This is a genomic window from Lutibacter sp. (assembly GCF_013139515.1).
Lineage (GTDB): Bacteria > Bacteroidota > Bacteroidia > Flavobacteriales > Flavobacteriaceae > Lutibacter.
In genome coordinates, this window is sequence record NZ_WTAR01000026.1 from 1 (window position 1) to 8521 (window position 8521).

Consider the following 8521-nt stretch of genomic DNA (forward strand, 5'->3'; position numbering starts at 1 on the left):
GTAAGTTTTAGCAGTTCTTGATTGTTTAAATTCCAATCGGTTAATCTCCAATGTCCATAAACAATTTTAGAAATTTTAAAATCTGAAGCTAGTTTTACTGTATTCATTGTAACTTTATTAGTTAATAATTAGGTTATAAAATTACTTAATTTAAAGATTTCATTAATGTAAAACAGCTACTTTTTATCCATTTCAATTACCCAAATTCCTCTTAGCTCATTTTCACCATATCCAGTAGCTTTATCGGTTGGGTATAATTGTTTAATTTTTGTTAAAGTTGCTGGTAAAACTTGAGTGTTTGGTGTACCGTGGCATTGCATACACATATTGTTGGTTAAAATTGGATAATAACCAACCATTTTTTCATTTATTTCTTGTACTAAAGGTTTCATTTTTCCGCCATTTTCAATGGTTTTTTTACCATTAAGAATATAACTTAACTCTGTAGAATTAGCATTATTTGCTGCATTTCTTGGAAAATCGGATACTCTTTTAATTTTCGTATTTAAGGCAACACCAGCACTATCAACAATATTAAAAGCTCTGGTATTACAAAAAGCAACAGCTTCTTCAGTTCCTTTATTTTTAATAGCAACAATTAAGTTTTTACCTAAAACAGACTTTGTGTTCATTGCATATTTTAACCCAAGATCTTTATAGGAGATGTCTTCATTTTTTAAATTTTCTAAATGAATATATTTTTCATGATGAAAATGATTTTCATACCAATCTGGCTCCTCTAGTTTAGAATTATAGATATAATCTGCAATTTGTTTTACTTGCTTTGGAGAGAAATTCATTTTTGGCATCACACCAAAACGTTCTATCGCAGAAGGTATTTTTGAATTTTCTTCGTTTGGGTTTTCAATAAAGTTTAGTAAATTTTGAGTAAACTGCTCCTGTGTTACACCTTCAGTAATATAATATTCTTTAATGGCGGCCATTGGAGGTGCAATTCTGTTTTCAAGAGTTGTTTTTGGACTGTGACAAGCAAAACAATTAGATTCTAATAATTGAAAACCTTTACTAAAATCTAGTTGTTTTTCTGGACTTTGAACAATTTCTTTGGATGGCTTATTTTTACAACTAAATAGTGTAAATAAGACGCTTAAAATGAGTATGTTTAATTGTATAAATGTAATGATTGATTTCTTCATGATTGATATTGGTTTTAGCTTTAATTAGTAGTATTTATTTTATTGAAAAAGGAATTTTAAGATTAAAACTGATGTTTCTACCTATGTTATAAAAATCCAGTTCTTTTAAGGTTGACAAATGGTCTATATACGTTTTATTGAAAATATTATTTACTTGAATTGAAAAAGAGATTGGTTGTCTTTTTGCTTTTATAGAAGCTCCCAAACCTAAATTCATTAAAAAATAGCCATTAGTAGTGGTTTCAAACATAGCTGGTTTTGTTTGCTTGCTTGCAACAGTTCCTCCAATTTTAAAAAATGGTGCATCTAAAAATGATATTTCATCTTTTTTAAATTTTAAATGAAATCTAAGTTTGTTTTGTGGAATAAAAGGCAAGTAATTACCATCACTTTGTTTACCATGCAAATATGCATAGCTAGTTTTTAAAACTAACCACTTAAAAGGAAGTATATCAACAGCAATTTCACCTCCAACTATTTTTGCGTTAGATTGCGTATACTTATAAATAATATCACCATTTGCAGTTGTTTCATTAAATGGAGCTATAAAAATATAATCGTTAATATTGTTATAAAACCCAGAAATATCAATCATTATTTTTTTAGAATGATAATGAGAACTTGCATCTACCTCGTAACTTCTTTGCGATTTTAAATTAGGATTTCCTTGCTCATATCTTCCACCATGAATACCATTTTGAGTTAATTCTGCAATATTTGGTGTTCTAAATGCCGATGCAACATTGGTTCTAAACAATATTTTATCAGTTAAATTATAGGTTGCTCCAAAAGAAGTACTAATATCTCCAAAATTTGTATCAACAGCTTCCCTACTAGGTTCAGGCTCTGTTATTATTGATTTATAATCGTATCTAATACCTGTTTGTGCTTTTATTTTTTTAAATAAATTGAATTGTGCAAAACCAAAAATGGCATAATCTTTCACATCAGCATTTGGTAATAAATGATTTGGAGCATCATTGTTTTTTATATTATTTAAAGCTCCTTGTACTCCTAAAATATAAGTGGTTTTATTTGAAGAAGAAAAATTAACTTTTGCTTCATATGAAAAAGTATTAGAATCTATATTTACCATTTCATACACTGGCTTGGTTTCATCTGTTTGTAAAGCTCTATTATTTAATTGATAAGAAGCGTTTACATTTAGACTGTACTTATTAATAAAAATTGTATTTTTTGTAGAAATTACATGATTTGTTAAATCTTGATACCAATAGTTATTTTCTCTTCCGTTTTCAGTAATAAAAGGGAATGCATCGCCAATACTCATTCCAAATTTAGGAGCATTATAATCGTAATTTAAATGAAATACACCATACGATTTATTAATACCAAAATTTGATTTAAAACTATACTCATTAAAACGAGTGTTTAGAATATAGTTGCCATTTCCATCTTTATAATCGGTATGACTTTTAACACCAGCTCTTATTCCCCAAAAATAAGTGTTGGCACTTCCTTTAATTCCAAAATTACTGATAATACCTTCAGTATTTGAATGATATTGTGAATTAAAATCGCCAATAATACTTCCAACAGGAGCAGGTTTTTCTTTTAAAACATTAATAACACCACCAACAGCATCTGAACCGTATAATAGTGATGCTGGGCCTTTTATTATCTCAATTCTATCAATTCCAAATTCATCAATAATAAACGGATGATTTTCTGAAAATTGAAAATTTTCCATTTTCACGCCATTATTTAGCAATAAAATATTGGTCATTGATAAACCTCTAATTACAGGTTTTACAACACCTGTTCCTTTTGAAATCATATCAACTCCAGGAATATTTACAATAGCCTCTGTAAAACTTTGAGCTCCAGTAGAAGAAAGTTCACTTGCTTTAACAAGTTCAATTTTAATGGCATTTTCGTGTTGTGTTGAGTAAGTTCCACCAGAAATTACAATTTCTTCAACTTGAAACACATTAGATTCCATATTAATATTGAGTTGTATTTCTTTATGTTCTGTAACAGAAATAGTTTTAATAATTGTTGTATAACCTAGAAAAGAAAATTGAATTTTAATTTCACCAATTGGTAAATTATTTAGTTCAAAGAAACCTTCATCATTGGTTTGGGTTCCTTTATTATATTCAGGTAAATAGACTGATACATAGGGTAATGCTTCATAAGAAGTAATATCTTTTATTGTGCCTTTTACTGTGTTTTGTGCGAAAATTTGCTGGCTAATTAATAATATTAATAACCAATAATAGTTTAGTTTCATAATAGTGTATATTCAATTAATAACGATATGTTAAATAGCTATTAATTTGATTTTAATGAAATGTTTTTGATTGTGTAGTTGACTATTTTATAAGAAACTAATAACTGGAGGTGCTCTAAGATGAAATGATAATAAAGCAGAAGATTTTATAATATTTTTATTTAAAAGCGGTGCGGAATCTGAAACTAATATATGATGCGTTTTCTCAGAATAACTTTCAGAAGCAATTAGTTGTGTAAATTCAAATTTGCATATTGGACAATCGTTATGCGATTCATTAATTTTAACTGTATTTGAATTTAAAACGAGTTCGTGTTGATGTTCAGCATATAAAATATGTGCCGCTTTAATTAATGCTGGTGAAAAAAACACCAATACCAATAGCGTAGCAATACCTGTTTTATATGATTTAGTTGTTCGCAACCTTTATATTTAAGGTGAAATTAAAAATTAGGCAAATTTACACATAATTGAACGTGCTATTTTGTAGCTTTTGTTACGGTTTTGTTTTGAAGTAGTTAAAATTAGTTCGAGAAGAAACCAAAATAACTAAAAATGCATCCAAAAAAAATAACAAATACAGTTAAAAAATTTAGAACTCCTTTGGATTTAAATAAAGGTTTAAAGCTGTTAAAACTTGTAGGAAATGCCAAAAGAAGGATTCCTTTAATTAATGCTGCCCATCCTACAACAGTAATTATAACAGGCCAATTATTGCTCCAAATATTATGATATTCAAGAATAAGTAATCCAAAAATAATTGCTAAAAATCCACCAAAAATTAAATAAGTAGTACTTTCTAATAATTCTTGAAGCACTTTAGAATAGTATTTTTTATTAAATAATAGCCCAATTCCAAAAGAGAGATAAATAACACCTATAATTTTTGAAATTAAAACAGCAGTTTCCATACTAAATCTTTTAAAGTTTACTATAAGGTTAAAGTATAAAAAATTGATTTTGTGATAAATAGCTGTTTTAACGAAATGAGGTTACTTAATTTTAGCAATTCCCCAGTAATTATAACTAGCAGGTTTCCAACCGGGAAGATATATAGTTTCTAATTTGCTAATTGTAAAACCATTTTCTTCAATAAGAGTAGGGATATTTCTATTTAAATTACAACCACCACCAATTTTTTTCCAAACCGGATTTACAATATTCTGGTATTTTTGAATTCCGTTTTCAGGCGCTTTACCGTGTTCACAAAAGAGAAACTTTCCAGTTGGTTTTAACACGCGTTTTATTTCAGAAAAAGCTTTAGTTAAATTTGGAATAGTACATAGTGTGTAAGTTATTACAACACAATCAAAACTATTACTAATTGCCGGAATGCTTTCTGCTGACGCTTCAATAAATTGAAAGTTAAAAGGCAATTGTTGAGTATTTACAAGTGTTCTTTTCCACAGTTCTTTTGAAGGATCAATAGCTGTTAACTTTTTAACTTCTGAAGTGTAAAAAGGCAGGTTTAAACCAGAGCCTATACCTATCTCTAGCACATTTTTACTAGCTAAAGGAATTATTTTCTCTCGTTGTTTCATGCTAGGCTTTTGACTGCAAGCCCAATTAATTGCTTTTGGTAGAATGTATTTATTATAGAGATTCATAATTATTAAATGTAAAGGCTTTAATTTCAGTAAATTTAATAAAATTATAGTTTGTGGTTTTTTGAAGCTGATTTTTATTAAAAACCCTTAAAAACTACAACATGAGGAATTATTCCAGAACACAAATAATTAAACAAGTGGCGTGAAAAACAAAACAAACAGTAAGTTATTAATAATAAAATGTAAATTTTCTTGCATGTTAAGTGTTTGTGTTGTAGCTTTATAGCATGTTAAAGAGTGAACCAACCCCTAAAACTTATAACTCATGAAAACTATTAATTTAACAGAGCGCTCTACGCTTACCTCCATTACTAATTTTGCTAGACGGAATTACAACACGTATGTAAAACATTACGAATCTAGAAATTTAAAACCGATGCCTTTAGAAGATTTTTTAAAAAACTATAATAGTTAACTTTCAACTCTTTTAACTCTTCCTACTTCACCAGTTTCTAGTTGAACTTTTATTCCATGTGGGTGATTTGGAGAATTAGTAAGCAACTTTTTTACGATACCTTCAGTTAATTCACCACTTCTTTGGTGGTGTTTTTGAACAATTTCTACAGTTGAACCAATTTGAATATTTTTTCGTGTTCTACCATCACTCATAATGTTGTGTATTAAGTATTTTTATTTTGGTTGATATTTTAATATATGCGAATGTCCGTGTAAATGTAGTAACTCCAATTTGAGCTGTTAACCATAAAGGGATAATAAATAATTCTAAAAAAGTAATTTTTTTCATAAGGGGTTGTATTTTAAGTTAATTTGTGTAAAAAAACTTTTGTAGAAACGTTTTAGATTATCACAAAATTAAGTTTATTAACAATTTTTTTAATGTTTTGTTAAACTATAAACATTGTGTTGTAATAAATTAATGTTTTTGCTCTATAACATTATTCAAATTCAATTTTTCTTTTGGAATGAAGCCTTTAAGAATTAAGAAAAAACCAAAAATCATTAAAATAATACCCATAGTTCGTTTTACTTTATAGGTAATTTTTGGGGTTAGCTTCTTTTTTAGTTGTTTTGCTAATAGGATTTTACCAATATCAGTAATTAAATAACTAAGTAAAATTACTGTGAAATAGTTAAATATTTTAGCTGAATTCATTTGTAAATTTGACCCAACAATCACAATCATCCCTAACCAAAACGCCAAAACACCTACATTAATAAAGTTGAGTAAAAAACCTTTAAAAAATAGTTTTACGTAATTTGTTTTTTCTGGAAGCACTAATTTTTCATCTTGAACAACCTTTTTTTGACTTTTATCTAAGTATGTAATTAAACCATAAACCAGTAAAATTAAACCACCAATATAAAATAAACGTGGATCATCTTTAATTTGTTCTAATAAACTTTTACTTCCGTAGTAAGCAATTAAAATAAATACAATATCACCTAATATAACACCTAAATCAAACGCGATTGCTGCTCTAGCGCCTTTAATAATACTAGTTTGTATGAGCATAAAAAAAACAGGACCAATCATAAATGATAAGAAAAACCCGATGAGTATTGCGTCTTTTATTTCGTTAAATGTCATAAAATAGTTTTATAGCAAGTGAAAATACTATTTTTAATTAGACATCATCATAATCAATAGTGATTTTTTGAGAAGTTGGATGCGCTTGGCATGTTAAAATAAGGCCATCTTTAATTTCTTCTTCAGATAAGATAGTGTTTTTTGTCATTACAGCATTCCCTTCAGTTATTTTAGCCAAACAACTACTACAAATACCGCCTTGGCAAGAATATGGAGCATCTAAACCTTCTTTTAATGCAGCAGTTAAAATGGTTGTTTTAGTATCCATTTCAAAAGTAGTTTCTTCATCATCAAGCAGTACAGTAATTTCACTTGTTCCTTCAAAAGTTTGAGAAGTTTTTTGTTCTGAAGAAACCGGAGTAGAAAACAATTCAAAATGAATATTATTTTTAGTTAAACCATATTCAATTAGTGTTTCTTTTCCGGTAGTTATCATTTCTTCAGGACCACATAAAAAAGCAGTATCAAAAGTTAAGTTTTTGAATTTGTTTTTTACAACAAAGTTGATGTTTCCAGTGTCAATTCTCCCAAATAAAGCTTCACTATGTTGTTCTCTACTATACACATATTGAATATTAAATTGCGTTGAAAATTTAGATTTTAAATTATCTATTTCATTTTTAAAAATTGTGTCAGCTTCAGTTTTGTTCCCATAAATAAGTGTAAAAGTACTTTTAGTTTCTTCGTTTAAAGTAGCTTTTATCATTGCCATAACAGGTGTAATTCCACTTCCGGCAGCAATTCCTAAATAATTATTTTTATTATTTGAAGAAGTTTCTAATATAAATTTACCTTCAGGTTTTGAAACTTCTAAAATAGCTCCTTCTTTTAAAATTGTACACGCAAAAACAGAGAATGTACCGTTATCTACAGCTTTTATAGCAATTCGTAATTCATTGCTGTTTGGTGTTGAACAAATTGAATATGCTCTACGCAATTCTTCTCCAGCTATTGTGGTTTTTATAGTAATATATTGTCCTGCTATAAATTGAAACTCATTTTTAAGTTCAGAAGGAATCTCAAATACAATAGAAACTGCATTTTGGGTTTCCTTTTTTAGTTCTTTTATAGTAAGTGAATGGAATTTTGACATTAGTTATGTTTTAAGGCTACAAAAGTAACTAAACTAACTACAACATTTTGTTAAAAAGAATACCTAAGAATGTTATACATAAGAAAATTATGCATACATTTGAGCGGCGAATAGTCACAGATAAATATTAAAATGGGAAATCAAAAATTGTATAAAGGCTCTTTACAAACCATTATTTTAAAGTTGTTAGAAGAAAACAATAAAATGTATGGTTACGAAATTACTCAAAAAGTAAAGGGAATTACCAAAGGAGAATTGAACATAACTGAAGGAGCTTTATACCCAGCGTTGCACAAATTAGAAGCTGAAGGCTTATTAGATGTAGAGGTTGCTAAAGTTGATAACCGTTTGCGTAAATATTATAAACTCACAGAAAATGGTACTAAAGAAACTGTAAACAAATTAGCTGAATTGGAAGAATTTATTAAAACAATGCAAACTATTGTAAATCCAAAATTAGCATAGTTATGAAACTGAGCGAAAAACAAATACAACAACTGTACAAATTTACACGCCAACATTACGTAGAATATTACGATGTACAAACTGAATTAGTTGACCATTTAGCAAATAATATAGAACATATCTGGCAAGAACAACCCAAGCTTTCTTTTGAGGATGCTAAAACTATTTCTTTCAAAAAATTTGGTATTTTTGGATTTATGGATGTGTTAGAAGCACGCTCAAAAGCACTAAATATAAAATATTGGAAATTGGTTTGGAAAATTTTTAAGCAGTTTTTTAATGTACCACACATTATTATTTCAATTTCAATTTTTTTAATATTACTAGTTGGTTTTCAATTTATTTCCTCAAAAACACTATTTATATCAATTAGTATTGGAGGTGTAATTATTTTGG

General features: G+C 28.0%; 10 protein-coding genes and 1 pseudogene. 3 read left to right on the forward strand and 8 right to left on the reverse strand.

All coding sequences use genetic code 11. From position 1 onward, the window contains the following. Positions 1 to 176 precede the first annotated feature (176 nt). The 5 genes from GQ540_RS02970 to GQ540_RS02990 form a co-directional block, all read right to left on the reverse strand. Positions 177 to 1157, reverse strand: coding sequence for a DUF3365 domain-containing protein (locus GQ540_RS02970; RefSeq protein ID WP_291797115.1), 981 nt, complete (start codon positions 1155 to 1157; stop codon positions 177 to 179). 34 nt (positions 1158 to 1191) lie between these two features. Then, entirely contained in the window at positions 1192 to 3411 is a 2220-nt protein-coding gene (locus GQ540_RS02975; RefSeq protein WP_291797117.1) for a TonB-dependent receptor, read from the reverse strand. An 87-nt stretch (positions 3412 to 3498) separates the two neighbouring features. After that, on the reverse strand, positions 3499 to 3834 hold the full coding sequence (locus tag GQ540_RS02980) for a hypothetical protein (RefSeq protein ID WP_291797120.1): 336 nt from the start codon (positions 3832 to 3834) through the stop codon (positions 3499 to 3501). 101 nt (positions 3835 to 3935) lie between these two features. After that, positions 3936 to 4322, reverse strand: coding sequence for a hypothetical protein (locus tag GQ540_RS02985; RefSeq protein WP_291797122.1), 387 nt, complete (start codon positions 4320 to 4322; stop codon positions 3936 to 3938). A gap of 81 nt (positions 4323 to 4403) precedes the next feature. Continuing rightward, positions 4404 to 4952, reverse strand: coding sequence for a class I SAM-dependent methyltransferase (locus tag GQ540_RS02990; RefSeq protein WP_291797124.1), 549 nt, complete (start codon positions 4950 to 4952; stop codon positions 4404 to 4406). A 331-nt stretch (positions 4953 to 5283) separates the two neighbouring features. On the opposite strand from GQ540_RS02990, the gene GQ540_RS02995 reads away from it, so the two are divergent. Further along, positions 5284 to 5433 (forward strand): hypothetical protein, encoded by a 150-nt coding sequence (locus GQ540_RS02995; RefSeq protein WP_291797127.1) that lies wholly within the window; start codon positions 5284 to 5286, stop codon positions 5431 to 5433. Here GQ540_RS02995 and GQ540_RS03000 read toward each other — a convergent pair. The 3 genes from GQ540_RS03000 to GQ540_RS03010 form a co-directional block, all read right to left on the reverse strand. Further along, positions 5430 to 5627: a YwbE family protein gene (locus GQ540_RS03000; protein ID WP_291797131.1), complete on the reverse strand. Its 198-nt coding sequence runs from the start codon at positions 5625 to 5627 to the stop codon at positions 5430 to 5432. The genes GQ540_RS02995 and GQ540_RS03000 overlap by 4 nt on opposite strands. A 265-nt stretch (positions 5628 to 5892) precedes the next feature. After that, entirely contained in the window at positions 5893 to 6567 is a 675-nt protein-coding gene (locus tag GQ540_RS03005) for a LysE family transporter (RefSeq protein WP_291797134.1), read from the reverse strand. A gap of 37 nt (positions 6568 to 6604) precedes the next feature. Continuing rightward, positions 6605 to 7660, reverse strand: coding sequence for a ferredoxin--NADP reductase (locus GQ540_RS03010; RefSeq protein WP_291797137.1), 1056 nt, complete (start codon positions 7658 to 7660; stop codon positions 6605 to 6607). Between the two features lie 132 nt (positions 7661 to 7792). Here GQ540_RS03010 and GQ540_RS03015 point away from each other — a divergent pair, with 132 nt between their 5' ends. After that, on the forward strand, positions 7793 to 8125 hold the full coding sequence (locus GQ540_RS03015) for a PadR family transcriptional regulator (RefSeq protein WP_291797140.1): 333 nt from the start codon (positions 7793 to 7795) through the stop codon (positions 8123 to 8125). Positions 8126 to 8127: 2 nt separating this feature from the next. Further along, a pseudogene (locus GQ540_RS03020) lies at positions 8128 to 8521 on the forward strand (hypothetical protein); the annotation flags it as partial.

Bases quoted from the DNA above. Each gene is read 5' to 3' on its own strand.
- GQ540_RS02970 (WP_291797115.1), bottom strand. From the start codon at position 1,157: ATGAAGAAATCAATCATTACATTTATACAATTAAACATACTCATTTTA.
- GQ540_RS02975 (WP_291797117.1), bottom strand. From the start codon at position 3,411: ATGAAACTAAACTATTATTGGTTATTAATATTATTAATTAGCCAGCAA.
- GQ540_RS02985 (WP_291797122.1), bottom strand. From the start codon at position 4,322: ATGGAAACTGCTGTTTTAATTTCAAAAATTATAGGTGTTATTTATCTC.
- GQ540_RS02990 (WP_291797124.1), bottom strand. From the start codon at position 4,952: ATGAAACAACGAGAGAAAATAATTCCTTTAGCTAGTAAAAATGTGCTA.
- GQ540_RS02995 (WP_291797127.1), top strand. From the start codon at position 5,284: ATGAAAACTATTAATTTAACAGAGCGCTCTACGCTTACCTCCATTACT.
- GQ540_RS03000 (WP_291797131.1), bottom strand. From the start codon at position 5,627: ATGAGTGATGGTAGAACACGAAAAAATATTCAAATTGGTTCAACTGTA.
- GQ540_RS03005 (WP_291797134.1), bottom strand. From the start codon at position 6,567: ATGACATTTAACGAAATAAAAGACGCAATACTCATCGGGTTTTTCTTA.
- GQ540_RS03010 (WP_291797137.1), bottom strand. From the start codon at position 7,660: ATGTCAAAATTCCATTCACTTACTATAAAAGAACTAAAAAAGGAAACC.
- GQ540_RS03015 (WP_291797140.1), top strand. From the start codon at position 7,793: ATGGGAAATCAAAAATTGTATAAAGGCTCTTTACAAACCATTATTTTA.